Source organism: Vreelandella aquamarina, assembly GCF_044805175.1.
Classification (GTDB): domain Bacteria; phylum Pseudomonadota; class Gammaproteobacteria; order Pseudomonadales; family Halomonadaceae; genus Vreelandella; species Vreelandella aquamarina_B.
On sequence record NZ_CP085232.1, the window covers coordinates 2,692,942 to 2,719,303 of the forward strand.

27 protein-coding genes and 5 tRNA genes are annotated in these 26,362 nt (G+C 56.2%); 12 read left to right on the top strand and 20 right to left on the bottom strand.

Going from position 1 to position 26,362, the window contains the following annotated elements; genetic code table 11:
• Positions 1–118: 118 nt before the first annotated feature.
• The 8 genes from LG300_RS12525 to puuE form a co-directional block, all read right to left on the bottom strand.
• Positions 119–640, bottom strand: a complete 522-nt coding sequence (locus LG300_RS12525; protein ID WP_404375655.1) for a DUF192 domain-containing protein — start codon at positions 638–640, stop codon at positions 119–121.
• On the bottom strand, positions 612–1,769 hold the full coding sequence (locus LG300_RS12530; RefSeq protein WP_404375656.1) for an ABC transporter ATP-binding protein: 1,158 nt from the start codon (positions 1,767–1,769) through the stop codon (positions 612–614). The genes LG300_RS12525 and LG300_RS12530 overlap by 29 nt, the downstream gene beginning before the upstream one ends.
• Positions 1,762–2,430 (bottom strand): molybdate ABC transporter permease subunit, encoded by a 669-nt coding sequence (gene modB / locus LG300_RS12535; protein ID WP_404375657.1) that lies wholly within the window; start codon positions 2,428–2,430, stop codon positions 1,762–1,764. Before modB ends, LG300_RS12530 begins: the two co-directional genes overlap by 8 nt.
• Complete coding sequence (gene modA / locus LG300_RS12540; RefSeq protein WP_404375658.1) at positions 2,430–3,200, bottom strand: molybdate ABC transporter substrate-binding protein; 771 nt, start codon at positions 3,198–3,200, stop codon at positions 2,430–2,432. The genes modB and modA overlap by 1 nt, the downstream gene beginning before the upstream one ends.
• A 4-nt stretch (positions 3,201–3,204) precedes the next feature.
• Positions 3,205–4,689: a pyruvate kinase gene (gene pyk / locus LG300_RS12545; RefSeq protein WP_404375659.1), complete on the bottom strand. Its 1,485-nt coding sequence runs from the start codon at positions 4,687–4,689 to the stop codon at positions 3,205–3,207.
• 84 nt (positions 4,690–4,773) lie between these two features.
• On the bottom strand, positions 4,774–5,265 hold the full coding sequence (locus LG300_RS12550; protein ID WP_404375660.1) for an ureidoglycolate lyase: 492 nt from the start codon (positions 5,263–5,265) through the stop codon (positions 4,774–4,776).
• Between the two features lie 41 nt (positions 5,266–5,306).
• Entirely contained in the window at positions 5,307–6,131 is an 825-nt protein-coding gene (locus tag LG300_RS12555) for a bifunctional allantoicase/(S)-ureidoglycine aminohydrolase (RefSeq protein WP_404375661.1), read from the bottom strand.
• Positions 6,132–6,145: 14 nt separating this feature from the next.
• On the bottom strand, positions 6,146–7,093 hold the full coding sequence (puuE, locus tag LG300_RS12560; protein WP_404378037.1) for an allantoinase PuuE: 948 nt from the start codon (positions 7,091–7,093) through the stop codon (positions 6,146–6,148).
• 263 nt (positions 7,094–7,356) lie between these two features.
• Here puuE and LG300_RS12565 point away from each other — a divergent pair, with 263 nt between their 5' ends.
• Entirely contained in the window at positions 7,357–8,115 is a 759-nt protein-coding gene (locus LG300_RS12565) for an aspartate/glutamate racemase family protein (protein WP_404375662.1), read from the top strand.
• 98 nt (positions 8,116–8,213) lie between these two features.
• Here the strand turns inward: LG300_RS12565 and LG300_RS12570 are convergent, their stop codons facing one another.
• Genes LG300_RS12570 through uraH form a run of 3 tightly spaced genes read right to left on the bottom strand, consistent with a single transcriptional unit; the run spans position 8,214 to position 10,531 of the window.
• Positions 8,214–8,942 carry a GntR family transcriptional regulator gene (locus LG300_RS12570; protein ID WP_404375663.1) on the bottom strand — a complete coding sequence of 243 codons (729 nt, stop codon included), beginning with the start codon at positions 8,940–8,942 and terminating at the stop codon, positions 8,214–8,216.
• A 24-nt stretch (positions 8,943–8,966) separates the two neighbouring features.
• Positions 8,967–10,166 (bottom strand): urate hydroxylase PuuD, encoded by a 1,200-nt coding sequence (locus LG300_RS12575; RefSeq protein ID WP_404375664.1) that lies wholly within the window; start codon positions 10,164–10,166, stop codon positions 8,967–8,969.
• A gap of 11 nt (positions 10,167–10,177) precedes the next feature.
• Complete coding sequence (gene uraH / locus LG300_RS12580) at positions 10,178–10,531, bottom strand: hydroxyisourate hydrolase (RefSeq protein ID WP_404375665.1); 354 nt, start codon at positions 10,529–10,531, stop codon at positions 10,178–10,180.
• Between the two features lie 94 nt (positions 10,532–10,625).
• On the opposite strand from uraH, the gene uraD reads away from it, so the two are divergent.
• Together uraD and LG300_RS12590 are read left to right on the top strand one after the other, a co-directional pair.
• A complete protein-coding gene (gene uraD / locus LG300_RS12585; protein ID WP_058577166.1) occupies positions 10,626–11,186 on the top strand; it encodes a 2-oxo-4-hydroxy-4-carboxy-5-ureidoimidazoline decarboxylase in 561 nt (186 codons plus the stop codon).
• Between the two features lie 163 nt (positions 11,187–11,349).
• Complete coding sequence (locus LG300_RS12590; protein ID WP_058577165.1) at positions 11,350–12,720, top strand: uracil-xanthine permease family protein; 1,371 nt, start codon at positions 11,350–11,352, stop codon at positions 12,718–12,720.
• A gap of 87 nt (positions 12,721–12,807) precedes the next feature.
• Here LG300_RS12590 and LG300_RS12595 read toward each other — a convergent pair whose 3' ends face one another.
• From LG300_RS12595 to LG300_RS12605, 3 genes are all read right to left on the bottom strand, one after another.
• A complete protein-coding gene (locus tag LG300_RS12595) occupies positions 12,808–13,173 on the bottom strand; it encodes a phasin family protein (RefSeq protein ID WP_058577162.1) in 366 nt (121 codons plus the stop codon).
• 176 nt (positions 13,174–13,349) lie between these two features.
• Positions 13,350–14,039 carry a glutathione binding-like protein gene (locus LG300_RS12600; protein WP_404375666.1) on the bottom strand — a complete coding sequence of 230 codons (690 nt, stop codon included), beginning with the start codon at positions 14,037–14,039 and terminating at the stop codon, positions 13,350–13,352.
• Between the two features lie 78 nt (positions 14,040–14,117).
• A complete protein-coding gene (locus LG300_RS12605; protein ID WP_404375668.1) occupies positions 14,118–14,810 on the bottom strand; it encodes a glutathione S-transferase N-terminal domain-containing protein in 693 nt (230 codons plus the stop codon).
• Positions 14,811–15,171: 361 nt separating this feature from the next.
• Between LG300_RS12605 and LG300_RS12610 the strand changes: the two genes are divergently transcribed.
• From LG300_RS12610 to LG300_RS12630, 5 genes are all read left to right on the top strand, one after another.
• Complete coding sequence (locus LG300_RS12610; RefSeq protein ID WP_404375670.1) at positions 15,172–16,863, top strand: L-lactate permease; 1,692 nt, start codon at positions 15,172–15,174, stop codon at positions 16,861–16,863.
• A gap of 204 nt (positions 16,864–17,067) precedes the next feature.
• Positions 17,068–18,567 carry a glycolate oxidase subunit GlcD gene (gene glcD, locus LG300_RS12615; RefSeq protein WP_404375672.1) on the top strand — a complete coding sequence of 500 codons (1,500 nt, stop codon included), beginning with the start codon at positions 17,068–17,070 and terminating at the stop codon, positions 18,565–18,567.
• A gap of 17 nt (positions 18,568–18,584) precedes the next feature.
• The gene (glcE, locus tag LG300_RS12620; protein ID WP_404375673.1) at positions 18,585–19,685 is read left to right on the top strand and encodes a glycolate oxidase subunit GlcE; all 1,101 of its coding nucleotides are present in this window, start codon (positions 18,585–18,587) and stop codon (positions 19,683–19,685) included.
• A 14-nt stretch (positions 19,686–19,699) separates the two neighbouring features.
• Positions 19,700–20,932 (top strand): glycolate oxidase subunit GlcF, encoded by a 1,233-nt coding sequence (gene glcF, locus LG300_RS12625; protein WP_404375674.1) that lies wholly within the window; start codon positions 19,700–19,702, stop codon positions 20,930–20,932.
• Positions 20,933–21,012: 80 nt separating this feature from the next.
• Entirely contained in the window at positions 21,013–21,414 is a 402-nt protein-coding gene (locus LG300_RS12630; RefSeq protein WP_404375675.1) for a heme-binding protein, read from the top strand.
• 151 nt (positions 21,415–21,565) lie between these two features.
• On the opposite strand, the gene LG300_RS12635 is transcribed toward LG300_RS12630, so the two are convergent.
• From LG300_RS12635 to LG300_RS12660, 6 genes are all read right to left on the bottom strand, one after another.
• Positions 21,566–21,642: transfer RNA gene (locus LG300_RS12635), tRNA-Asp, on the bottom strand.
• A 72-nt stretch (positions 21,643–21,714) separates the two neighbouring features.
• Positions 21,715–21,790: transfer RNA gene (locus tag LG300_RS12640), tRNA-Val, on the bottom strand.
• 51 nt (positions 21,791–21,841) lie between these two features.
• Positions 21,842–21,918, bottom strand: a tRNA-Asp gene (locus LG300_RS12645).
• A 35-nt stretch (positions 21,919–21,953) separates the two neighbouring features.
• A tRNA-Asp gene (locus tag LG300_RS12650) sits at positions 21,954–22,030 on the bottom strand.
• A gap of 46 nt (positions 22,031–22,076) precedes the next feature.
• A tRNA-Val gene (locus LG300_RS12655) sits at positions 22,077–22,152 on the bottom strand.
• Between the two features lie 70 nt (positions 22,153–22,222).
• Positions 22,223–22,978 (bottom strand): alpha/beta fold hydrolase, encoded by a 756-nt coding sequence (locus LG300_RS12660; protein ID WP_404375676.1) that lies wholly within the window; start codon positions 22,976–22,978, stop codon positions 22,223–22,225.
• A gap of 165 nt (positions 22,979–23,143) precedes the next feature.
• Here LG300_RS12660 and ccoN point away from each other — a divergent pair, with 165 nt between their 5' ends.
• From ccoN to ccoP, 4 genes are read left to right on the top strand one after another with little or no spacing between them, the layout of a single operon-like run.
• Positions 23,144–24,568 (top strand): cytochrome-c oxidase, cbb3-type subunit I, encoded by a 1,425-nt coding sequence (gene ccoN / locus LG300_RS12665; RefSeq protein WP_404375677.1) that lies wholly within the window; start codon positions 23,144–23,146, stop codon positions 24,566–24,568.
• Positions 24,569–24,587: 19 nt separating this feature from the next.
• The gene (gene ccoO, locus LG300_RS12670) at positions 24,588–25,196 is read left to right on the top strand and encodes a cytochrome-c oxidase, cbb3-type subunit II (protein WP_404375678.1); all 609 of its coding nucleotides are present in this window, start codon (positions 24,588–24,590) and stop codon (positions 25,194–25,196) included.
• 3 nt (positions 25,197–25,199) lie between these two features.
• Complete coding sequence (locus tag LG300_RS12675; protein WP_404375679.1) at positions 25,200–25,421, top strand: cbb3-type cytochrome oxidase subunit 3; 222 nt, start codon at positions 25,200–25,202, stop codon at positions 25,419–25,421.
• Positions 25,418–26,347, top strand: a complete 930-nt coding sequence (gene ccoP, locus LG300_RS12680; protein ID WP_404375680.1) for a cytochrome-c oxidase, cbb3-type subunit III — start codon at positions 25,418–25,420, stop codon at positions 26,345–26,347. The genes LG300_RS12675 and ccoP overlap by 4 nt, the downstream gene beginning before the upstream one ends.
• The last annotated feature ends 15 nt before the right edge of the window (positions 26,348–26,362 follow it).

The window sequence follows — 26,362 nt, forward strand, 5'->3', positions numbered from 1 at the left end:
TATGTTTTCATAATTGACCTAAACACACCTTTAACTGTTATAGCCCTCCCTTGATAGAGTCCCGCCTTGGGGGCTAAATGTTCGTAAGCAGCCATCACTAGGGCATGTGCCAACTGCCTTACTCAGGGCGGCAAAAACCAGCCAGCGCAGGCACCGATACACAGTCGCCTACCTGGATACCACGCTCGGCAAAGTAGCCTGCGTTGACTTCCAGCGCTGCATGGTAGGCCGCACCGGCGGGATAGGAGGGGCACTCCTGGGGGGCGTCCGATTCGCAGGGTGGCATCGTGTTAATAGCAACGATACGCCCTTCACCGTCGATGTAAGCAATATCCAGCGGAATCAGCGTCCGGTACATCCAGAAGGCATTACCGGCGGGCTGCTCATGCTCAAACCGAAACAGCATACCGCGCGCTTCCGGCAGGTGATCGCGGCCCATTAAGCCGCGCTGGCGCTGGGAAGCGGTTTCAGCCACTTCCACATCCAGCCGGTGCGGGCCGCCCTCACTATGAATCGCCAGCGGGAGCGTGTTGGCTGGTGCGGGCTCGGTCGCCCAAGCGTTTAGTAACGACAGGGGCGCGCAGGCAACCAGTGAGGCAGCGGCAGCGCTTTTAAGCAGTTGGCGGCGTGTCAGGGTCATAACAGGTTCCTTTTGTTGTGTGAGTCCGCTTGGGAACGGGCATTGGCATGAGATGGATCCCTTCCGCCAGCAGCGAGACGTGCACCGACTCTCCTTGGCGTAGCTGGTTACGTTTAGCCGCGTGGGTGGCGATGTCGAAACGTAGCATATCTCCGTGGGAGACACGCAGTGAGACGGAAGTTATTCCTCCCAGCACAACCATTTCACTCACGGTGGCGGCGACTGGGTTCTCTCGTTCTCCTTGGGAGGGCCGCCCCCGCCGATGCAGTACAATATCCGACGGCGGCAGGTACCAGGCCAGCGACTCTCCGACATCACAGCTAGCCATCCCCCCGCCTACTTCTAGCAGCCACTCCCCCCACTGCAAACGCCGACCGTTAGCCGTCTCCACAACCTTTCCCGTATAGACGTTATGGCGATCCAGCAGCTTAGCCACCAGCGGAGAAACGGGACGCCTAAACAGCGCTTCAGGCGTACCCTGCTGCAGGCTGACACCGTTATGCAGCACGCAGATTTGATCAGCTAGCGCGGTGGCTTCTTCCAGGTCGTGGGTCACTAAAACAATCGGGATATTGATTTGCTCACGTAGCAGTGCCAACTCACGTTGCAAGCGGCGACGAGTCACCTGATCAACAGCGGAGAACGGCTCATCCAGCAGCAGCACCTGTGGCTCCCTTGCCAACGCGCGAGCTAAAGCCACGCGTTGACGCTGGCCGCCGGAAAGCTCGCTAGGGTAGCGCGCCTCTAAGCCTTCCAAGCGCACTTTAGTGAGCCACTGAACAGCCTGTTCAAGCCGCTGGGCGCGGGGTAGATGCCCCATGGCAAGCTGAACATTCTGCAACGCCGTTAGGTGGGGGAACAGCGCATAGTCTTGAAATACCATGCCAATTTGGCGCTGCTGGGGCGTTAGCGAGAGGCGCTGACCGCCCTGCGCCAAAAACCATGTCGCCCCCGCACAGCTCACCTGCCCCCGCTGGGGTTGATAGAGTCCGGCAATGGTACGCAGCAACGTCGTTTTGCCGCTTCCTGACGGCCCTACCAGTGCCAGTAGTTCACCTGGGGCGCAGCTAAACGAGGCGTTTAGCGGAATAGGGCCTGCTTGTTGCGCGGTGACCAGCAGCTTATCCACGCGCCCACCTTCGCTTGCCTGCTAGCCCGTAAACCAACCCCAGGGTAGCCAGGGAAATCACCAGTAGGAGTGCCGACATGGTAGCCGCCCCCTGCTCGTCAAAGGCCTGTACGCGATCATAAATAGCAATGGAGAGGGTGCGGGTTTCGCCGTCGATAGCGCCGCCTACTAGAAGAATCACACCAAACTCCCCCAGGGTATGGGCAAAGGTCAGCGCCGCCGCCGATAGAATGCCCGGCCACACCAGCGGTAGTTCGATACGCCACAGGGTTTGCCACGGGCTTAGACCACTGCACCAGGCAGCTTCGCGCAGGTGAGTAGGCACATGCTCAAAGGCGCGCTGAATCGGCTGGATGGCAAAAGGAAGATTGGCAATCAGAGAGGCCAGTAAAATACCGCTAAAGGTGAAGTTGAGACCACCGCCGGTGAGCGCGGCCCAAGCGCTACCTAATGGCGCATCGCGGCCGAACTGCTGAAGCAAGTAAAATCCCAGTACCGTGGGCGGCAGCACCAGCGGCAGCGCAATCAACGCTTCACACAGCCCCTTGCCCCGAAACCGCGAGGTGGCCAGTAGGCGGCCACCCCAAATTCCCACGGGGAGTAAGAACAGGCAGGTAAACGCCGCAAGCCTCAGCGAGACTGAAAGTGCAGACCAATCCATTAGTCGGTACTAAATCCGTAGGTTTCAAAGATCGCTTTCGCCGCAGGCTGCTGCAGCCACTCATAAAAGGCGTGAGCGGCTTCTCCAGCCTGCGGCGTTAACACCATGCGCTGGCGCAGTGGCGTATGCCAGGTTTCGGGAATCAACACCGCCTCACTGCGTTCAGCAAGCGCAGGTGCCACCACCAGCGAGTAAGCCACCAATCCACCGCGCGCCTCGTCAGAAAGGGCAAACTGCATCGCCTGGGAAACATTCTCGCCCTGCACCCGCAGAGGTTCGCTGGCTTCCCATAGGCCTGCCTCCTGCAAAACTTCCCGCGCGGCCACGCCGTAGGGAGCGTGCTCAGGGCTGGCAATGGCGATACGCAGCCGCTGGCCCTTCTCCAATGCCGCGACTGCCTCCTGAACGCCGCTCAGCGGTGCCTGCTCGTCAGGCAGTGAGTACCGGCCAATTGGCTGTGCCCAGGCGAGCCGCCCGCGGGCGTAAATCACGCCCTCGTTATCTACGTGCCCTCCTTCATAGAGCGCTTGCACAAAGTCTTCGTCCGCTGACAGAAAAAGCTCGAAGGGTGCGCCCTGGACGATTTGACGTCGAAAGTTGCCGGAAGAGCCGAAATTCAGCCGCAGCGCGTGCCCGGTCTGCTGGGTAAACTGAGCAGCGGCATCCTCCAAGGCAAACTGCAAGCTAGAGGCCGCCGCCACGATGGGCGCTCCCGCCATCGCAGGCGCGCCTAGCAGCAGGCAGCACAGCATCATCAACACTACCCGCATATGCTTACGCCTTAGCGCTTTCGGCATGCTGTTCGGTAATCACCATGACTTTCATGGTATTGGTACCGCCGTGGGCATTCATATGGTCGCCACGGGTGAGGATGACATGGTCGCCCGGCTTGGCCACGCCCTGCTTCACCAGCAGCGTGAGGGCTTGATCGTTCAGCTCGGTGGCACTCATTTCCGAGGTATCAAAGGGAAGCGAGACTACCCCCCGATACAGCGCCATACGGCGTTGGGCAATCGGGTTGTGGGCCAGACCAACGATGGGCAAGCCCGAGCGAATGCGCGAGGCAATCAGCGGCGTGTAGCCAGAGGCGGTCATACAGGCAATCGCCACCACGCCTTTCATATGGTTGGCCGCGTACATGGCGGAAAGCGCAATGGTTTCATCCGGGCGGGTAAAGCCTTCGTGGATACGGTGGCCCGACTCTTGGGCGACCCGCTCACGCTCGGCACCCAGGCACACCCGAGCCATTGCCTCGACGGTTTCCAGCGGGTAATCGCCTGCGGCGGTTTCCGCAGAGAGCATCACCGCATCACTGCCATCCAGCACCGCATTGGCCACGTCGAACACTTCGGCGCGGGTGGGTAGCGGCGCGGAGATCATGCTTTCCATCATTTGGGTGGCGGTAATCACCGCGCGGTTGAGCGAGCGGGCGCGTTTAATCATACGCTTTTGCACGCCCACCAGCTTGGCATCGCCAATTTCCACGCCGAGGTCGCCACGGGCAACCATCACCGCTTCGGAGGCTTCGATAATGCCATCCAACGTGGCTTCATCGGCCACGGCTTCGGCGCGCTCCACCTTGGCGACAAGGCCAATTTCCTTTCCCTCTTCGCCCAGCAGGCGGCGGGCTTCCAGCATATCCTCCGCCGAACGGGGGAAGGAGATCGCTAGGTAATCAACGCCTATCTCAACGGCGGTTTTCAGGTCGGCTTTATCTTTTTCCGTCAGTGCGGGAGCGGATAGCCCGCCACCCTGCTTGTTAATGCCTTTATGGTTAGAGAGTTTGCCGCCCACCACCACTTCGGTGTGCACCTGCTTACCCTCTACGCGAGTGACATCCAGCACCACGCGGCCATCATCCAGCAGCAGGCGGTCGCCCGCCGTGACATCGTCGGCCAGGGTTTTGTAATCGCAGCCTACGCCGTGGATGTCACCGGCGTCGCTGTCCATGGCCATATCTAATACAAACGGCTTGCCCTCTTCCAAATAGATCGCCCCCTCTTTAAAACGGGCAATGCGAATTTTGGGGCCTTGCAAATCGCCCAGCGCGGCCACGCTGCGGCCTAGCTGAGCGGCGATGTCACGCACCCGGGCTAAGCGTCGGCGGTGATCGTCAGCGGTGCCGTGGGAAAAATTTAGGCGGACCACATCCACCCCCGCCTTCAACATGGCTTCCAGCACGCCTTCACGATCGCTGGCAGGGCCGAGGGTCGCGACAATTTTGGTACGACGAAGGGGGATATGGGTGTGTGCGCTCATAAATGTCCTAACCGTTCATAGAGTGGAGTGTCAGCTTATCAGGATAACCCAACCAAGATGACACTCGCATGCACTTACGGTGGGCTATTCCCCTAAGGTGACGGTAACATCCAGGGGATATTCGTCACAGTTATTGCCTTCCCCACCACGGTCCACCACTAGGAACTCCCCTTCGCGCTCCAACACTGACTGAATCGCGTGCCACGTACCTGCGCGGTAGTTCACCCCTTGGCGACCGTCGGTCACAAACGCCTGCACCTCGTCTGGCTCAATGGTATCGCCAGGCGGTGCCACCACCACAATAAAGCGCTCTCGATGCAGCGGCATAAACGCCTGGCTACCCTGGGGGTGGCGCTCTAAAAACGTGAGGTTCAGCGGCAGCGTCACCGGCTGGCTGACGAAAATATTGATCAGCGTGTGGGCGTTTTCACCGAGGGTTTCAACCTTAGCGAGATCGTGATGGCGCTGGGTACGCCCAGCGTTAATCGGAAACGAGGCCGATGTGCGGGCATCAATCACATCCCCAAAGGGCGCAAACGCCTCCGCCGTTAGCGGCTTAGCCGTCAGATGTAACATGGCATCATCCTTCGAGTGATCGTCGTTGTGGGCTTTCCGTCTCAGAGTTTGAGCGCCGCATGGCGGTTAACGTCTTTGTACAGCAAATACCGGAACGGGCCGGGGCCACCGGCATAGCACGCCTGGGGGCAGAAAGCCCGCAGCCACATAAAGTCGCCCGCTTCCACTTCGACCCACTGCTGGTTCAGGTGATACACCGCCTTGCCTTCCAGGACGTAAAGGCCGTGTTCCATCACATGGGTTTCATCGAACGGAATCACGCCGCCCGGCTGAAAGGTGACGATATTGACGTGCATATCGTGGCGCACGTCGTTGGGGTCCACAAACCGCGTGGTCGCCCAACGCCCTTCGGTACCCGGCATTTCGATCGGCGCGATCTCCTGCTCATTGGTCACGAAGGCTTTGGGCACTTCCAGCCCTTCCACAAATTCGTAGGCTTTACGCACCCAGTGGAAACGCACCGGTTCGCGGGTTTCGTTGCGTACTTGCCAGTGGCTGCCAGGAGGAATAAACGCGTAGCCGCCAGGCCCCATGATGTGGCGCTCTCCGGCTAAAGTAAGCGTTAACTCACCCTCAACAATAAACAGCACGCCTTCCGCTTGGGGGTCCAACTCGGGCTTGTCGCTACCGCCCTCGGGCTGCACTTCCATGATGTACTGGGAGAAAGTCTCCGCAAATCCCGACAGCGGCCGCGCCAGCACCCATAACCGAGTGCCCTCCCAAAACGGCAGGTTACTGGTCACGATATCGCGCATCACGCCTTTGGGGATCAGTGCGTAGGCTTCGGTAAAGACCGCACGGTCAGCGGTGAGCTGGGTTTGCGGCGGATGCCCGCCAGTAGGGGCGTAGTAAGTCGTTTTATTCATTATGATGCTGCCTTTTAACGAGTCGGTGCCGGATGATGCTCCGCCCAGTGGCGAGCAATGTCCACACGGCGAGTCACCCACACCCGGTCGTGGGCTTCAATGTGGTCTAAGAAGCGCTGCAGCGCGCGGAAGCGGCCCGGGCGGCCCAGCAAGCGACAGTGCATGCCGATTGAGAGCATCTTCGGCGCTTCTTCCCCTTCGGCATACAGCACATCAAAGGCGTCGCGCAGATAGGTGAAGAAGTGATCCGCTGTGTTGAAACCCTGGGGGGCGGCAAAGCGCATATCGTTGGTATCCAGGGTGTAAGGCACGATTAAGTGGTTATGCTCTGCGCCCTGGCTGTCGCTGACCGTGGTCCAGAATGGTAGGTCGTCGCCATAGTAGTCGCTATCGTAGAGAAAACCGCCTTCGTCCAGAATCAAACGCCGGGTATTGGGGCTATCGCGCCCGGTGTACCAGCCCTGGGGCTTCTCGCCGTAGAGGCGCTGGAAAATCTCCATAGCCTTTTGCAGGTGCTCGCGTTCTACGTGCTCCGGTACTTCTTGATAGTGAATCCAGCGATAGCCGTGGCACGCCACTTCGTGCCCTAGCTCTTTAAACGCCTGGGCCACGTCAGGGTGTCGCTCTAGCGCCATCGCCACCCCAAAGACGGTGAGCGGCAGGCCACGGCGCTCAAATTCTCGCAGAATGCGCCATACCCCCGCGCGGGAGCCGTATTCATAAATAGACTCCATGCTCAGGTGGCGATCCGGGTAGCTAGCGGCGCCAATGATTTCAGATAAAAACTGCTCTGAGCCGGCATCGCCGTGCAGCACGCAGTTCTCGCCACCCTCTTCATAGTTGAGCACAAATTGAACGGCAATTTTTGCCTTGCCCGGCCAGTTGGCGTGGGGCGGCGTGCGGCCATAGCCAATCAGGTCACGCGGATAAACGTTAGACAAAGGCTCGGATGAACGGGACATCATAAAGCTCCTTATAAAATGAAGAGCATTCTAATTTGTATACAAAATAGCCATTTTACTCGTTCGCCGCAATTCAGTGCAGGGCTAATTAGCTGAGATTTCGACGCTTTTCGCTCCCATAACACACTAAGCCATTGAAACTTGAACAATTGGTCAACTTTTTACGCGAGTGAACAAGGCATCAAAAGGCTTGCGCATATAAAAAAAGCGCCCTATTTTCGTATACAAGATAGAAAATATTGTTCACATGCGAGTATCACCCCGTGCATATACGCTTGATTAACCCCAATACCACGGCTGCCATGACGGCGACGATCCGACAGGCTGCCGAGCAGCTAGCTGCTCCATCGACCACCATTAGTGCCACTCAGCCCGATGCTGGCCCAGTCTCCATCGAGAGTCACTTTGATGAAGCGGTCAGCGCTGTTGGCGTGGCCGAAGAGGTGCTGAAAGGCGAGCGCGAAGGCAATATCGATGCGTACGTGGTGGCCTGCTTTGGTGACCCCGGCCTGCTGGCCGCCCGTGAGCTTACCCGTGCCCCGGTAATCGGCATTGCCGAAGCCGCTTTTCACATGGCAACCCTGATTAGCACGCGCTTCTCGATTGTGACCACGCTAGGCCGTACCGGCATTATTGCCGAGCACCTTCTTGAGCAGTACGGCTTTAGCCACCACTGCCGCCGCATTCGCGCCGCTGAGATTCCGGTGCTGGATTTGGAAGACCACCCTGACGCTGCCTTTAGCCGCATCGTGCAAGAGTGCTGCCGCGCCCGTGATGAAGATGGCATCGGTGCGATTGTGCTGGGCTGTGGCGGCATGGCTAACCTAACGCACGCCATTAGCCGTGAAGTGGGCCTGCCAGTGGTGGAAGGGGTGAGCGCCGCACTGAAGCTGGCTGAATCCCTCGTCGGGATGGGCTTACACACCAGCAAATACGGCGATTTGGACTACCCACGCCCAAAAGCCTTTACCGGCAAGTTCGCGGATTTTTCAAATCTGACGCTACCACCCACACGCAGCTGAAACACGTAAAAGCAACACAAAACGTTAAAAACGCCACCGGAGCTGATCACGGTGGTTATGGTGGGCTACTGCTGTCTTTAGAGCGAGTGAGTACGCCACTAAAAACGCCACTGCACGCCAAAAATCTGCTGCAAATCCGGTACGTTCTCTTCCTCTTCAACCATGGAGAGCGAGGCTTCGATGGCTTTTAGGTGGCGGCTCATAAAGGCTTTGGCGCGCTCGCCGTTGCCGGTTTCCAGATAGCCGATGAGGTCGTCGTGGTCGTGGGATTCGCAGCCCAGGTGGCCGCGATGGCCGTAGACAGCGAGGATCAACGATGAGCGGGAGCAGAGGCGTTCAACGAACTCCGCCAACGTGGCGTTACCGGAAAGCTGCGCGAGGCGCACGTGAAAGTCCGCCGAGAGGCGAATGGCGACGCTCTGCTGGCCGCTGCGTAGGGCTTGACGTTCCTCACGGGCCATCTCGCGCAGCTCAGCAGCGGCCTTGGCATCCATACGCCTTGCCACGTCGGGCATCAGGCCGCACTCAATGAGCTGGCGGGCGTCGAACACGTCTTTCGCTTCATCGGCGGTGGGACGTGTCACGCTGGCCCCCCGGCGCGGGGTGAGCGTAACCAGCTGTTCCAGCGCCAGGCGCTGGAGGATTTTACGAATCCCCGTGCGGCTAATGCCGAATACCTCAGCCAGCGCGTCTTCACGCAGCCGAGCACCAGGCTTGAGCCGCTGCTCGACAATGGCGTCACTCACCGCACGATAAATCGCCTCATGACGCTCGTCGCCCTCTTTGTCAGAAGGCCGCCGTTTTAACGCCGCCTGCGCATCACTCATAGATTCTCCTGTCTGCGACTTTGATCACTCCTCCCAAGCCGCAATGATATCGCGCTCTTCATCACTCATGTTGGTGATATTACCAAGCGGCATATAGCGGCTGCCAACGACCTGCTGAATTTGCGCTTTGTGGCCGAGAATATCTTCCCAGGTATCAAAGGCGTAGCCTGCAGGCGGCGCGGAGAAGCCGGCATGTTCCGGCTCGCGGGCATGGCACTGGGTGCAGTGCTGCTCAATCAGCCCAGATATTTGTGCTTGGCTGGGGGCGCTTCCCGCACCTTCCACCGCTTCACGCGGGCTAGGCGCTGCCACCCAAAATGCGAGCAAAATCAGCCCCACGCCCACTGCTGGGTAGGCAGGCTGAATGTTGCCGGCATGCATCAGCACAAAGAACTGCCGAATCAGCGCACCGGCAAAGATAAACAGCACCATCACTACCCAGGAGAGCTCGTGGGCGTAGATAAAGGAGTAGTGATTACTCACCATCAGCAGCACTACAGGCAGCGTGAAGTAGGTGTTGTGCACCGAACGCTGCTTGCCGCGCTTGCCATCAATCGGGTTGGGGGTCTCCCCCGCTTTCATGGCTTTTACCATGCGGCGCTGGCCGGGAATAATCCAGAAGAATACGTTGGCCGACATCGCCGTGGCCATCACCGCGCCGGTGAGCAGGAACGCCGCCCGCCCGGTAAACATCTGGGTACTTAGGTAGGCCACCACCACCATCATCACCGCAACGGCAATACTCAGCAGGCCATCGCGCTCCATGTTGGGGCTAATACGCTTGCACAGCTCGTTATAGACCACCCATCCGCCCAGCAGGAAGCTTAGCGCCAGCAGGTTGGCTTGCCAGCCGGTAAGGTTGGCGGCCCAGGCCCAGTTGCTGTCTGGGTTCACCAGATAGAAGCCAGGGTTCACCATGTAAAGAATCACGAACAGCGCAAAGCCCGAAAGCCAGGTTGTGTAAGCTTTCCAGAATGACCAGTGCAGGTCATTGGGCAACTTGGCCGGGGCAGTGGCGTACTTCTGGTTATGGTAGAAACCGCCGCCGTGTACAGCCCACATTTCACCAAAGACGCCCTTTTCACGATCTTCAGCGGCTTTGGGGGTGCGTAGGCCGTTATCCAGCATGACGAAGTAGATTGACTCTCCGATCCAAGCAATCGCTGCGATCACGTGTAACCAACGCAGCAGTAGATTCACAAATTCGATGATGTACGCTTGCATACTTGGTCCTCTCAGCTACCACGGTAAGTGGAGTAGCCGTAGGGCGAGAGCAGCAGCGGTACATGATAGTGCTGGCTGGCATCGGCCACGCCAAAGCGCAGCGGAATAACGTCTAAAAAACGCGGTTCAGCAGCTTCTACCCCTTGAGCACGCAGGTAGTCTCCGGCGTGGAACACTAACTCATACTCACCTGGCGTTAGCGCATCGCCTTCTAGAATAGGGGCATCGCAGCGGCCATCGCTATTAGTAACGGCATTGCCTAAATGCTCGCGGCTGCCGTCCGCTAGCCGAAAAACCTCAATGGTAATACCTTGGCCGGGCTGCCCTTTGGCGGTATCCAGCACGTGTGTGGTTAAGCGTCCCATAGCCACTCCTCAATCATTGGATTTGTTGACGTTATTTAACCTATTGGTCAAAGAGTACCGTTGATGCTATTTATTGTATACAGTAATTCCATTTATGCACCACAGGAGAGTATCAGTGCCTCATCAACCCTCATTACAACTATCACCCGCCCCGAGCCAATGTAGCCTTGAAACATTCGTGAAACACTATGGCGATGTTTATGAACATTCACCTTGGGTGGCCGAAGCTGCTTGGCAACACGGTTTAAGCGAGCCCCATGACACACCGGATGCGCTGGCAGAGCTGATGGGGCTGATGCTTCAGCAGGCCACCCCTGAGCAGCAAATTGCCGTGATTCAGGCCCACCCAGATCTCGCGGGTAAAGCCGCCTTGGCCGGCGAGCTTACCAAAGACTCTACTAGCGAGCAGGCGGGCGCGGGGCTAGACCAATGCTCACCTGAAGAGTTTGCCCGCTTTGAGCGGTTGAATGCAGCTTATAAAGAGAAATTTGGCTTTCCGTTTGTGGTCGCAGTGAAAGGGCTGGATCGCTACGACATCCTTGCAGCGTTTGAAGAGCGCCTGGAGAACGACTTAGCCCAAGAGCGCGAAACTGCTGTTCAACAAATTATCCGTATTGCCCGCTTCCGCCTAAGAGCACGCGCTGGCGAGGCATAGCGCTTTGACCAGGCGGCGCTTTGATCGGGCGGCATACTGCAGCATTAAATATGGCTGGTTGACCCTAAGGGTAATTGCATTTATATCTTGTATACGATTCTATTCGTTTATGGATGCAACAGCATAATGCCACTCATGTTTAATAACGCAATAAAGGCTCACTATGTCTCCTCCGCCCGATCCAAAAACAAATCCTACGCGCACCATTAACCAAAACCCTGACGCCATGCCGCCACTACCCAAGGCAATACCGCTTGGGTTGCAGCACATCATGGCCATGTTCGCCGGTAACGTAACGCCACCTATCATTATTGCCGGTGTGATTGGCGCTTCTCCTGCTGAGCAAATTTTTCTCATCCAAGTAGCGTTGTTTGTAGCAGGCGTTTCTACCCTGGTACAGACCATCGGGGTTGGCCCTATTGGCGCACGCTTGCCGATTGTGCAAGGCACGAGTTTTGGCTTCCTCCCCGTTGCTTTGCCCCTCGCTAAAGCGTTTGGCCTACCCGCCGTGCTTGGTGCTTCATTTGTTGCCGGGCTGCTACAAGTGCTACTTGGCGCATTTTTGAAGCGTATTCGCCATTGGTTCTCCCCCGTTGTAACCGGTATTGTCGTCCTATTGATAGGTATTACGCTGATGCCGGTGGGGCTGAACTACGCCGCTGGCGGGGTAGGTGCTGATGACTTTGCTTCCCCATCCAACTTGCTGCTGGCATTGTTTGTGCTGAGCGTCACCATCGCAGTGCATCAATACGGCAAGGGATTTATTAAAGCGTCCTCTATTCTCTTTGGGCTAGTAGCAGGCTATTTGGTGGCTATTGCGCTGGGTAAGGTAGACTTTACCTCGCTCACTAGCGCTGCTTGGTTTGCCCTGCCCAAACCTCTTGAGTATGGCATGACCTTCTCAGGCACCGCGATTCTAGGCATGACCCTGATTATGTTCGTTGTGGGCTTAGAAACAATCGGCAATATCTCCGCCATTACCACCGGCGGTGCGGGCCGCCCAGCGAAAGATAGCGAGCTTTCCGGCGGTGTCATGGCGGATGGCGTGGCAACCTCGTTCGCCGCTATTTTTAATACGCTGCCCAATACTGCTTACGCGCAAAATGTGGGGTTAATCACCCTAACGGGTGTCGTAAGCCGCCACGTTGTCACCATCGGCGGTTTACTGCTGATTGCGATGGGCCTGTTCCCTAAGCTCGGGGGCTTAGTCGCTGCTATGCCCCACGCCGTACTAGGCGGTGCGGGTGTGGTGATGTTCGGCATGATTGCATCGGCAGGTTTAAAAATTATCAAAGAGTGCGAACTGGATCAGCGCAATATGCTGATTATCGCGGTGTCACTCAGCTTGGGCATTGGCTTACCGGCAGTAGAAGCCATTTCGGAAACAATGCCAGGGCAGTTGGGGCTGCTGTTGAAGTCGGGCTTGGTACCTGCCGCACTGGCAGCACTGCTGCTAGACGCCATCTTACCGGGCAAGCCCAACCGCAAGGAGAAACTGGCTAAAGCACAAGCCGCTGCGGAAGCCGACGCATAGCGGTGTGTGCGGTGACGCTACAAAACAGCTGTGCAAAAAAATACCGCGCCCTCCTTTGGGCGCGGTATTCTCACTCCAGCCTAGCGGTTAATGCTTGGCGGCTTCTGCTGCTTTCTTGGTAGTTTCCTCGGCTTTCTTCTGACTCTCTTGCATGAAGCTTTGGCTGATAGAGGTGACTTTTTCAGAATCCCCTTTCATACGCTCCATTAGGTCAGTAGCCGCTTTCTGCTGGCTCTCCATCGCCTTTTTGAAGCTATCGGCATCTTTCACATCTAGCCAAGTACGCGCTTGAGCAATCGTCATATCGGTATAGGCGCGAGCGGCGTCGATTTGTGCCCCAACAAGTTGCTCGTAGTAATCTAGGGCTGCGAGCGTATAGGAGCGCATCGGTGATACAAAAATGGACTCAAACTGCTGTTGCTGCTGGTTAGTCTTCTCTGTTGCCTTATTCATTACGCAATCTCCTTGGGTGAGCTAGCGAATTGGCACGCAACATAGGCGGCCAACGGTTGGCAATTACTGTGCTACCACAAAGCTAGCAGTGCTTTTTGTGCAGCGCAACATGATTTTTATACCACTCCACGGGCACCACTGAGCCCACTGCCTATCGCTCACCTCTCGCAGCCTGTTTAACGGTTGCCAAATAGGTGCTTACGCGCCTCGTCGTCCATGACAACGCCTGCTTGTGGGTTAATATCTTCGACTAATGCATACGCTTTTCTTACTGCGGGGCGTTGCGCCACCTCCTCAAACCAGCGCTCAAGGTCGGGGAACTCCTCTAGGGTTTGGCGCTGCTTCTCCCAGGGTACAATCCAGGGGTAGATCGCTATATCAGCAATGGAGTAGCTGTCACCGCCGACATAGTGCTGCTGGGAAAGCCGCTGATCCAATACACTGTAGAGCCGATTGGTTTCGCGTACATAGCGCTCTATGGCGTACTCAATTTTTTGCGGTGCGTAGTGACAAAAATGATGGTTCTGACCCGCCATAGGGCCAAGCCCACCCACTTGCCAGTGCAGCCACTGCAGTACAACGTAGCGCTCTCGCCCTTCTGCTGACAGGAATTGGCCGCACTTATCAGCAAGATATTCAAGAATTGCGCCCGACTCGAAGAGCGCCAGCGGCTGGCCACCATCTTTGGGGGCGTGATCTACAATGGCAGGAATGCGATTGTTGGGCGCAATGGCGAGAAACTCGGGGTCAAACTGCTCACCGCGGGCGATATTAATCGGCTTAACACGGTAAGCGAGCTTTGCCTCTTCAAGCATGATGGAGATTTTGTGGCCGTTTGGGGTTGTCCAGTAGTACAGGTCAATCATTGCCATCTCCTTTCACACAAACGATTTAGACCGTTTGTGTTGCCTGTGGGTATGAGGCGGCCTATAGCCGCCTACCTATTATAGATCACGAATCGTGATGGCCTTCTCTGCAACGCCATCGTGCACTTCTAGCATACGTGCAAACCAAGCAGACACCGGATCGCTCTCTTCCACCAGTTGCTCAGTGGAAACGGTATAGGCCCACATCATGCTGCCAAACAGCAGGTAATCCGCACCGCTAGGCGCTTCACCATCCAGGAACAAGCTCTCCTGAAGCTGGGTGCGTACAGGCGCTAATGCCTGCTTCAACTGTTGACGTCCCTGCTCTGGATTATGAACCGTTTCCAAACTAGCGCCAAAACGCGCTTCACGGGTTTCCCGAAAATAAGCTCGATCATCGGGATGGATCGCTGCCAACAGGTCCATCGCTACGATTCTGAATAGCGCGGGCGTCACGCTACGCTCTACAAAGTATTTAAAGAACTGCACACGCTGGAAACTAACACCTTCGCCCAACACGGGAGCTTCAGGGTAGGCGCGGTCCAGATAGCGCATAATCTCAAAGCTATCGGTCACCACCGTATCGCCATCCGTCAGCACGGGTACTTTGTCGTAGTCGGCAAATGCAAGCGCGTCTTTCTCCTGGAAACGCCAAGCGATTGTCTCGTAGCCCAGCCCTTTATGGGCAAGCGCCATACGTACTCGCCAGCAGTACGGAGAAAAACGTAGACGTTCATCACGGCCGCATAGGTCATAAAGAGTTATTGCCATGTTGTTAGGTTTCCTTTTTTACGAGATAGACAGATTGCCCACATTGAGCTAAATCGTTAATGCTACACGCAGTGACTTAACCAGTAGAGCGGTCGCTAGCAGTACTGTCTATTAGTCTAATGACTACCCAGCTACTTTTTCCCACCTGAAAAATTAAAAATCAATAAAAAACAAAAACTTAAATACAATCAATGGCTTCAAAATAACCTTGAATACCTCCGCAAAAATGGTAATACCAATTTTCCAATGTAGTCATACAGCTCGCCTGACCGTATCTTTCACACTGACCCAACTGCCATTGAAGATGATCAGTTGGCTACTGCGGAGCATACCAAATCAATAACAAGGGGCCGTTCCTCCCATGAATGAAACTATACTCGCACTTCTGGCATTTCTGCCGCTGTTGCTGGCTGGGATTTTGCTTATTGGCTTCAAAATTCCTGCCAAAATAGCGATGCCGATTGTTTTTCTCACGGCAGCCATTATTGGTCTGACCGCATGGGATATGTCATTTAGCCGCGTAGCGGCATCCACCGTACAGGGGCTTATCCAAACCGCTGGCCTACTGTGGATTATTTTTGGCGCTATCTTGCTGCTCAACACGCTCAAGCACTCCGGCGGTATCACTGCAATTCGTAACGGTTTTTCGGGCATTAGTCCTGACCGTCGCGTGCAAGCGCTGATTGTTGCCTGGCTGTTTGGCTGCTTTATTGAAGGTGCTTCCGGTTTCGGCACCCCCGCTGCCGTTGCTGCACCACTGATGGTGGCGCTGGGCTTCCCTGCCCTGGCAGCAGTTGTCGTGGGTATGATGATTCAATCCACGCCGGTATCTTTTGGTGCAGTGGGCACGCCTATCGTGGTGGGTGTGGGTAGCGGTTTGAACCGTGCTGAGATCACGTCACAGCTTGAAGCGTCCGGCTCTACCTGGGACGTTTTTTTCCAGCAGGTCACCAGCTCTGTCGCCATCACACACGGCATTGTGGGTATTTTGATGCCGCTGATTTTGGTGCTGGTGATGGTACGCTTCTTCGGCGCTAACCGCTCCTGGAAAGAAGGGCTCTCTATTGCTCCCTTCGCCATCTTCACTGGCATCTCGTTTGTTGTGCCTTACATGTTGGTGGGCGTACTGCTTGGACCGGAATTCCCCTCCATGATTGGCGCGATGATCGGCCTAGCCATTGTGGTGCCTGCGGCACGTAAAGGCTTCCTACTGCCCAAAGATACTTGGGACTTCCCAGAATCAACCTCTTGGCCGGACGAGTGGATCGGCAACCTGCAAATCAAGCTTGACGATGTAGCGGGTAAAGCGCCGATGTCGACCTTTAAAGGTTGGGTGCCTTACGTGCTGCTCGCCCTGTTCCTGGTGGCTTCACGCACTATTGAGCCGCTCAAAGCCGCACTCACTTCGATCAACCTGAGCTGGGCGAATATTTTCGGCGAAGCGGGTGTCAGCGGTGGTATTCAGCCACTCTACCTCCCGGGCGGTATTATCCTGGCGGTCGTACTGGTGACTTACTTCCTACACCGCATGAATCCGCGTCAGATGAGTGCAGCGGTCTCCGAGTCAACCAAAACCATTTTTGGTGCGGGCTTTGTGCTGATCTTCACCGTGCCGATGGTGCGTATTCTGATTAACTCTGGTGTCAATGGTGCGGACCTCGTCTCTATGCCGGTGATGATGGCACAGGCCGTAGCAGACGGTGTGGGCGGTATCTATCCGTTCTTCGCTCCTGCGGTGGGCGCTATGGGAGCATTTATTGCAGGCTCCAACACAGTGTCTAACCTAATGCTGGCAGAGTTCCAGTTCAGCGTTGCTGAAACGCTGGGCCTGTCTACTGCCATGATGGTGGCCCTACAAGCAGTAGGCGCCGCAGCGGGTAATATGATTGCGATTCACAACGTTGTAGCGGCGTCCGCTACCGTCGGCCTGCTCGGCCGCGAAGGCACCACCATTCGCAAGACGATTATCCCGACCATCTATTACCTCGTCTTTGCTGGCATTATCGCGCTCATCGCGTTTTATGTCTTAGGGGTGACTGACCCGTTGATGTAAAGGGCCTCTTTACCTCATTGGTCATCATCTGCTGGGTAGCCCTAGGGCTACCCAGCACTGTATCAAACGGTAGTTGTCTAATGTTTTAGCCACCGCTCACTAACTCTTTATGAAAAATACTTCCAAAAAAACAAACACGTTATGGAAATATTTTCCATCAAGTGATTAGATAGCTTTCTGCCCTCCTCATCCACAGGAGTTACTATGAATATCCTATTCGACGAGCGCCTTGATGGTGAGCTCGTCCACCGTGATAAAGCCGAGGTGCTAAGCGACCTGCAGAGCGCTGTGCCATCATTAACGCTACTGCACCGGGAGGAGGATTTACGCCCCTTCGAATGCGATGGCTTAGCTGCTTACCGTGTACTGCCGATGCTGGTGGCCCTGCCAGAAACGCTGGAACAGGTTGAAGGCCTGCTCAAGCGCTGCTACGCCCTGGGAGTACCGGTCGTCACCCGTGGCGCGGGTACCGGCCTTTCTGGCGGTGCACTGCCTTTAGAGCAGGGTGTTCTGCTGGTCATGTCACGCTTTAACCAAATTATCAGCGTTGACCCTGACGCGCGCATTGCCCGCGTTCAGCCAGGGGTGCGTAACCTTGCCATTTCCGAGGCGGCCGCTCCTTACGGGCTCTACTATGCCCCCGACCCCTCTTCGCAAATCGCCTGCTCGATTGGCGGCAACGTGGCTGAAAATGCGGGCGGCGTACACTGCCTGAAGTACGGTCTCACCGTGCATAACGTGATGCGGGTGGATGTACTGACCATTGAAGGCGAGCATATGACGCTGGGCTCTGAAGCGCTGGATGCACCCGGCTTTGACCTGCTAGCGCTGATGAATGGTTCCGAAGGCATGCTGGGCGTGGTGACGGAAATCACCGTTAAGCTGCTGCCCAAACCGGAAACCGCCAAAGTCTTGATGGCTAGCTTCGACGATGTTGAAAAAGCAGGCCGCGCGGTAGGCGATATTATTGCCGCAGGCATTGTTCCCGGTGGGCTAGAGATGATGGATAAGCTCGCCATTAAAGCGGCCGAAGATTTCATTAAGGCAGGCTACCCGGTTGAAGCAGAAGCCATTCTGCTTTGTGAACTGGACGGCGTAGAAGCTGATGTGGACGACGACTGCGATACCGTTCGCCGTGTGCTTGAGAAAGCCGGTGCCACCAATATTCAACAGGCCCGTGACGAGGCGGAGCGTGCCAAATTCTGGGCAGGGCGTAAAAACGCCTTCCCCGCCGTAGGCCGCATGTCGCCGGACTACTACTGCATGGATGGCACCATCCCACGCCGCGAGCTACCGCGCGTCTTGAAGGGCATTGCAGCACTGTCAGAAGAGAGTGGCTTGCTCGTGGCCAATGTCTTCCACGCAGGGGACGGCAACATGCACCCGCTGATTCTGTTCGATGCCAACAAAGAGGGTCAGCTTGCTCTGGCAGAAGATGTGGGTGGCAAGATCTTGGAACTATGCGTGGCAGCCGGTGGCTCGATTACTGGCGAGCATGGCGTGGGGCGCGAGAAAATTAACCAAATGTGCAGCCAGTTCCAGCCCGATGAGCTAACGGTCTTCCACGCGCTGAAAGCAGCGTTTGACCCGAAACGGCTGCTCAACCCAGGGAAGAACATTCCGACCCTGGCGCGCTGCGCCGAATTTGGCGCCATGCATGTGCACAACAACGAGTTACCGCATCCAGAACTGCCCCGCTTCTGATGCCATAAGGATCGACCATGACCGAACTAGCGACACAGGCTGCCGACCAAGATATCGCCGTTGAACTGTGCGAACAGGTTCGCAGCGCTTACCACGACCGCACCCCGCTACGCATCGTAGCGGGCAATACGCGGGCTTTTTATGGCCGTCCGGTAGAGGGCACGCCGCTCAACGTCGCAGCACATAGCGGCATCGTCTCTTACGACCCCGTGGAACTGGTCGTTACCGTGCGGGCCGGCACCCGCTTAAACGCGCTAAATGCTGCGCTGGCGGAGCAAAACCAGATGCTACCCTTCGAGCCTCCGATCTTTGGCGAGGCCAGCACTATTGGCGGTGCGGTGGCCACCGGCATGTCTGGCCCCCGCCGCCCTTGGGCTGGGGCTGCGCGGGATTTTGTCCTGGGTACGCGAATCATTACCCAAGAGGGCAAGCTGCTGCGTTTTGGCGGAGAAGTGATGAAAAATGTCGCGGGCTATGACCTTTCCCGCATGATGACAGGCGCCCAAGGTACCCTAGGCGTGCTGGCCGATATCTCCTTTAAAGTGCTGCCTATCCCAACTGCCAGCCATAGCCTGCGCCTCTCTATGGGACTGAAAGACGCCCTAGCGAAGCTCTCTGAGCTTGGCCGCCAGCCGCTGCCAATCACCGCTGCGGCATGGCATGCAGGCGAGCTGTTTATCCGCCTAGAAGGCGGCGAAAGCTCCGTCAAGGCCACCAAAGAGCGCCTGGGCGGTGAAGCGCTTTCTGCGGATTTCTGGCAGCAGCTTCGCGATCAGCAGCATGACTTTTTTAGCCTCGGCGAAGGGCAGGCGCTGTGGCGCTTATCGCTACCGCCCCATACCGCACCACTGGAACTCGCCATCGATGAAAGCGATATTTTCTATGACTGGGGCGGCAGCCAGCGCTGGGTGAAAACCGCCCTGCCTGCAGAAACGCTGCGCGAGGCATGCCAGAAAGCCGGAGGCCACGCCACCTGCTACACCCCGCATGCCCAAGGGGGCGCAGAGTCGCCGTTTACTCCGCTGAACCCAGTGGTGGAGAAGTACCATCGCAACCTGAAGGCCGAGCTGGATGCCCACGGCATTTTCAACCCTGGTCGTCTTTATGCGGCATTTTAATCAGGAGAGCTGACATGCAGACGCACTTTACCGATGCCGACCGCCAGAAACCGCATATTCAGGAAGCCGAGCGCATTCTACGTACCTGCGTACACTGCGGCTTCTGTAACGCTACCTGCCCCACCTATCAATTATTGGGCGATGAGCGAGACGGACCACGCGGGCGCATCTACTTAATGAAAGAGCTGCTGGAGAGCCGCGATGATGACGACCAAGTCACCGAAGAGACTCGCCTGCACCTAGACCGCTGCCTGACCTGCCGCAACTGTGAAACCACCTGCCCGTCTGGCGTGGAGTATCACAAGTTATTGGATATTGGCCGCGCGGAAATTGATCGCCGTGTACCACGCCCGGCGGCAGAACGCGCCCAGCGCTATGCGCTGCGCAAAATGCTGGTCGACCCGAAACGCTTCAAAGCGCTGCTAACGTTAGGGCAAACTTTTAAGCCTCTAGTGCCCGGCAAACTGCGCAGCAAAATGCCGCCCGCACCGGTAGATGCGGGCCAGCGCCCCGACAGCCAGCGCCATGCCCGCAAGGTGTTGATACTAGAAGGCTGCGTACAGCCAGGCCTTTCGCCTAACACCAACGCAGCCACGGCACGCCTACTTGATCGTTTGGGCATCAGCGTCACGCCGATTAGTGAAGCAGGCTGCTGTGGAGCCATCGACTTCCACCTCAATGCCCAGGAGGCGGGCCGCGAGCGTATGCGTGCCAACATCGATGCCTGGTGGCCGCACATTGAGCAGGGGGCGGAAGCCATCGTACAAACGGCCAGCGGCTGTGGCGCGTTCGTGAAAGAGTATGCCGACATGCTCAAGGACGACCCCGCCTACGCTGAAAAAGCCAAAAAGGTCAGCGCGCTGGCCAAGGATATCGTCGAAATTCTGCGCGACGAACCACTCGAAGAACTGAAGCTTAAAGAACACCAGCGCTTGGCGTTTCACTGCCCCTGCACACTACAACACGCCCAGAAACTCAACGGTGCAGTGGAAGGCGTGCTTAGCAAACTCGGTTTCGCCCTGACGCCCGTGAAAGATGCCCACCTGTGCTGTGGCTCGGCGGGTACTTATTCGGTTACGCAACCTGAACTCGCTACTCAGCTCCGCGATAACAAGCTGAACGCTTTGGAAGCGGGCAACCCCGAGGTGATTGTGACCGCCAACATCGGCTGTCAAACGCACCTGGCAAGCGCTAACCGCACGCCGGTACGCCACTGGGTGGAAGTCGTAGACGATGCCCTGGTATAACCTTCAACGCTCGCTGCGCTTTGCAACGCTGTATCTGCCAGGCGCAGCGCCTTACTCCCCTTGATAAAAAGGATTATTCGATGCAAACCAAAGCTGTTTTAGGTCAGGCCGACGTTATTCAGGTATTAGACGCTGCCCAGAAAGAGGCAGACAGCAACGGTTGGCCAGTCACTATTGCCGTTACCGACGACGGCGGCCACTTGTTGGCACTGCGCCGTTTGGATGGTGCCGCCCCGTTCAGCGCCGATGTCGCTACCCAAAAAGCGCGTAGCGCGGCCCTAGGTCGTAAAGAGACCCAAGTATTTGAAGAGATGATTAACGGTGGCCGTACCGCCTTCGTATCCGCTCCGCTGCAAGGCCTGCTATCTGGCGGCGTGCCGATCATTGTGGACGGCCAAGTCGTGGGCGCCGTTGGTATCTCCGGCGTGAAGCCGGATCAAGACGTGCAAATCGCCAAGGCTGGCGTGAGCGTGATCGCTTAAGCATTCGTGCCCGCCAAGCAGCGTGCCATAGAGCAACGGCACGCTGCTTCATTGTTATTAATGAGCGCGCAATAAAAAAGCCCGAATCAGAGATTCGGGCTTTTTAGAAATTGTTCGGCTTTATCAGTAACTGACTGCCGACAGGTGCTTATGGCGGACCGGACGAGACTCGAACTCGCGACCTCCGGCGTGACAGGCCGGCATTCTAACCGACTGAACTACCGGTCCACGTTAAGACACACACTAACCATTCAGACGTATTGTTTAAGCGGTTCAGAGGCGCATAAACATTTTCTTGAATGGTGGGTGGTACTGGGTTCGAACCAGTGACCCCCAGCTTGTAAGGCTGGTGCTCTCCCAACTGAGCTAACCACCCAGGGTATTGAAAGCTTATCGCTTATCAATATTGCTACTTATCAAGTTATCGTGGCGGACCGGACGAGACTCGAACTCGCGACCTCCGGCGTGACAGGCCGGCATTCTAACCGACTGAACTACCGGTCCGAATAGCGATAACTTACTGCAGATTAAGATGATGATGGCGGACCGGACGAGACTCGAACTCGCGACCTCCGGCGTGACAGGCCGGCATTCTAACCAACTGAACTACCGGTCCGCATATACATCACTTACTACGTTACGTTTCCAGGGCGCCAAATAAATGGTGGGTGGTACTGGGTTCGAACCAGTGACCCCCAGCTTGTAAGGCTGGTGCTCTCCCAACTGAGCTAACCACCCGCTGGTCACGTGGCGCTGCATTCTACAGAAGCTTGGCTGAATGTCAACACCTTGTGTTTAAATTTTTGATTTAAACCAGGGTACTGCACGTTCTTGCGGCATCCGCTAACTGAGCGCGGACGAAGGATGCCGCAACTATGGCCGCCTCGTCAATCAAAACTTGCTGATTTACACCAGATATTTGCCGAGGCTTGAAATCATGGTCACCGTCAGTAAGCCAGTTTATGTGAATAGAAGCCGGTAAATCATAGCCTGCCACCTCTTCACGGCTACCAAAGCGATCGCGCTCGCCTTGGAGAACCAGCATAGGGGACTCAATAGACGCAAAGTGCTCCGTGCGCAGTGACTCAGGCTTTTTAGGCGGGTGGAATGGATAGCCTACTGCCACTACCCCCTCGCAACTGCGCTCGCTGGCAAAGAGGGAAGCAACCCGCCCTCCCATGGATTTACCACCCACCCATAGCGGGCCAGCGTTTAGAGCGGCCAGCAAGTCATACCAGGCTGCAAAATGCTCAACTGTTTTCTTCACCGGTGGTGGGGGCCGACGCTTTCCCTGCTCATTCATCTGTTGCATATAGGGGAAATCAATCGCCCATACTTGTACGCCTTGACTGGAGAGCGTAGCGGCAAATTGCCGCATGAAATCAGACAAGTGTCCTGCTCCCGCTCCATGCGCCAGTAGTATTCGCCCTACTTCCGAGCGGCCAGAAACGCTGACTGGCCCATAGCCATCAACGATAAACCGCTGAGTGGTGGGGCACGCTAGCCGTTCTGAAAGCGCCTCTGGCTTAATAGATACGAACTCAAGTCCAGCGTAATAGGACACTTTATAGCTCCTAGTAATTCAATGTTACATCTATTGGCGTGTTCAGCTTAAGCCTCGGCTGCGATAGAATCTATGTCGGATCTTGACCTGCATCATCAAGCGGGTGGCCGCACCCGTGCAAAATGTCACGGGTTACCCCCTAACCGCGTTCGATGGGAACATGAAATGAGCACAGCATTGGAACACCCGACCTACAATTACAAGGTAGTTCGGCAGTTCGCGATTATGACCGTTGTGTGGGGCATCGTAGGTATGGCGCTTGGCGTTATCCTTGCCTCCCAGTTGGTTTGGCCGCAACTGAACCTTGGCTTACCTTGGACTAGCTTCGGGCGCCTGCGTCCGTTACATACTAACGCCGTTATTTTCGCCTTCGGTGGCTCAGCGCTTTTTGCGACGTCTTACTACGTCGTACAGCGGACCTGTCAGACACGGCTGTTCTCTGACAAGCTCGCAGCGTTCACCTTTTGGGGGTGGCAAGCGGTTATCCTTTCCGCAGTGGTAACGCTGCCACTGGGCTACACCACCACAAAAGAGTACGCAGAGCTTGAGTGGCCAATCAATATTCTGATCGCTGTCGTGTGGATAAGCTATGCGATCGTTTTCTTGATGACCATTAAAAGGCGCGCCACTTCGCATATTTATGTGGCTAACTGGTTCTTTGCTGCCTTTATTTTGACGGTTGCGGTATTACATATCGTCAATAACGCCGCGATTCCTGTCACGCCCATGTACTCCACCTCCATTTACGCAGGTGCTGTCGATGCCATGGTGCAGTGGTGGTATGGCCACAACGCGGTAGGTTTCTTCCTCACAGCTGGCTTCCTGGGCATGATGTACTACTTCGTACCAAAGCAAGCAGAGCGGCCCGTTTACTCCTACCGTCTCTCTATCGTCCATTTCTGGGCGCTGATCATGATCTACATGTGGGCAGGCCCTCACCACCTGCACTACACCGCGCTGCCTAACTGGGCTCAGTCTCTCGGTATGATTATGTCAATCATCCTACTGGCTCCCTCTTGGGGCGGTATGATCAACGGCATGATGACCCTGTCAGGCGCTTGGCATAAGCTGCGCACCGACCCGACACTGCGCTTCCTAGTGGTTGCCCTGTCGTTCTACGGTATGTCGACCTTTGAAGGCCCGATGATGGCGATCAAGACCGTCAATGCGCTGTCGCACTATACCGACTGGACTATCGGCCACGTTCACTCTGGTGCACTCGGCTGGGTAGCGATGATCACTATCGGCTCCATGTATCACCTGATTCCACGGGTCTTTGGCCGCACCGAAATGTACTCCGTTAACTTGATCGCTGTGCACTTCTGGCTAGCAACGATCGGTACCGTACTGTACATCGCCGCCATGTGGGTTAACGGCATCATGCAAGGCCTGATGTGGCGCGCCATCAATGCTGACGGCACGCTGATGTACACCTTTGTGGAGTCTGTTGAGGCAAGCGGCCCCGGCTACATTGTCCGCATGATCGGCGGCCTCTTCTGGGTAACCGGCATGCTGATTATGGCGTTTAACGTGTACATGACCGTGAAGCGTCGCGAAGCCCTTGGCATCACTGCGCCGCAAGCCGCTTAAACCGGGGAAGTTAAGACCAATGAAACACGAGATTGTTGAAAAGAACGTTGGCCTACTCGCCGTGTTGATCCTGGTTGTGATCAGCTTCGGTGGCTTGGCCGAAGTGGTACCGCTGTTCTTTCAAAAGCAGACCACCGAGCCGGTTGAGGGGCTTCGCCCCTTAACCGCACTGGAGCTGGAAGGTCGTGACATCTATCGCCGGGAAGGCTGTGTAGGCTGTCATTCTCAGATGGTGCGCCCCTTCCGCGCGGAAACCGAGCGTTATGGCCACTATAACGTAGCCGGCGAGCAGGTTTACGAGCACAACTTCCTGTGGGGTTCCAAGCGTACCGGGCCAGATTTGGCACGTGTTGGCGGCCGTTACAGCGATGACTGGCATCGTGCACACCTGTACAACCCGCGCGATGTAGTACCGGAGTCCGTTATGCCAGCCTACCCCTGGCTGTTTGAACGCACCCTCGATGGCGAAGCAACACCGGATAAAATGCGCACCCTCCGCCAGTTAGGCGTGCCCTATACCGATGAAGACATCGCCAATGCTACTGCTGATGTTCGCGGCACCCAGGAAATTACCGCCTTGGTCGCCTACCTACAGCAGCTAGGAACCGTGCTTGAGGGCACTCGTTAAGTTATGGATACGGGAACTTTCCGCGGCCTTATCACGCTGATTTTGATTGTCGCTTTTATAGGCATTTGTCTATGGGCCTACTCTAAGCGTCGCAAACCAGACTTTGACGAAGCAGCTAACCTGCCCTTCGCCGATGATGAAGATAAGCAACCGACCCGTGACAAGCATGCTTCGACAGAACACGAAGCGGATTCCCGCCACGACAGGGGAGATAAGAATAGATGAATAATTTATGGGGTGACTCCCTATCCAGCTTCTGGAGCGCCTGGATTATTGTCGTCACGCTGGGCACAATCGCTCTGAGCGTTTGGATTTTGCTAGCCAACCGCCGAACTGACAAAACTCCAGATCCAGACGGCAATGTTGAAACCACTGGCCACGCAGCAGACGGCATCGAAGAGTATGACAATCCACTTCCTCGGTGGTGGTTTCAGCTATTCGTTCTAACTGTTGTGTTTGCTCTAGGTTATTTGGTGCTCTACCCAGGCCTGGGTAACTATGCAGGCATTCTGGGCTGGTCTCAGGAGAGCCAGTGGGAAGAAGAGGTGGCCGACGCAGAAGAGCGCTTCACGCCAATTTTTGCCCAATACCAAGAAGTGCCAATTCCTGAATTAGCACAAGATCCTGAAGCTATGCAGGTAGCCGAGCGTATCTTCTTGAATAACTGTGCTGTATGTCATGGCTCTAACGCTCAGGGTGGCTACGGCTTTCCAAACCTGACTGATGACGATTGGCTCTACGGCGGTGAACCAGAAAACATTCTCACTAGCTTAAACAATGGCCGTAACGGCTTAATGCCTTCCTGGCAGCAGCTAGGTGAAAATAACATCGAGAATCTGACCCAGTACGTGCTGTCGTTATCTGGTGAAGAGCATGATGCTGAGCGTGCAGCAAGCGGTGAAAGCACCTATCTAGCCGCTTGTGCGGCGTGCCACACTCCAAGTGGCACGGGCAATACGGCTCTAGGAGCGCCTAACTTGACTGATGACGTTTGGCTCTACCTGGCACCTGGCCAGAGCGTTGCCGACTCAATTCGTCAAACGCTGCGTAATGGCCGGAATGGTCATATGCCGGCTCAGGCGGCCTACATTGGTGAAGAGCGTGTTCACCTTGTAGCGGCCTACGTTTATAGCCTGCGTTTCAACGACTAAGTTCATTGGTCGACC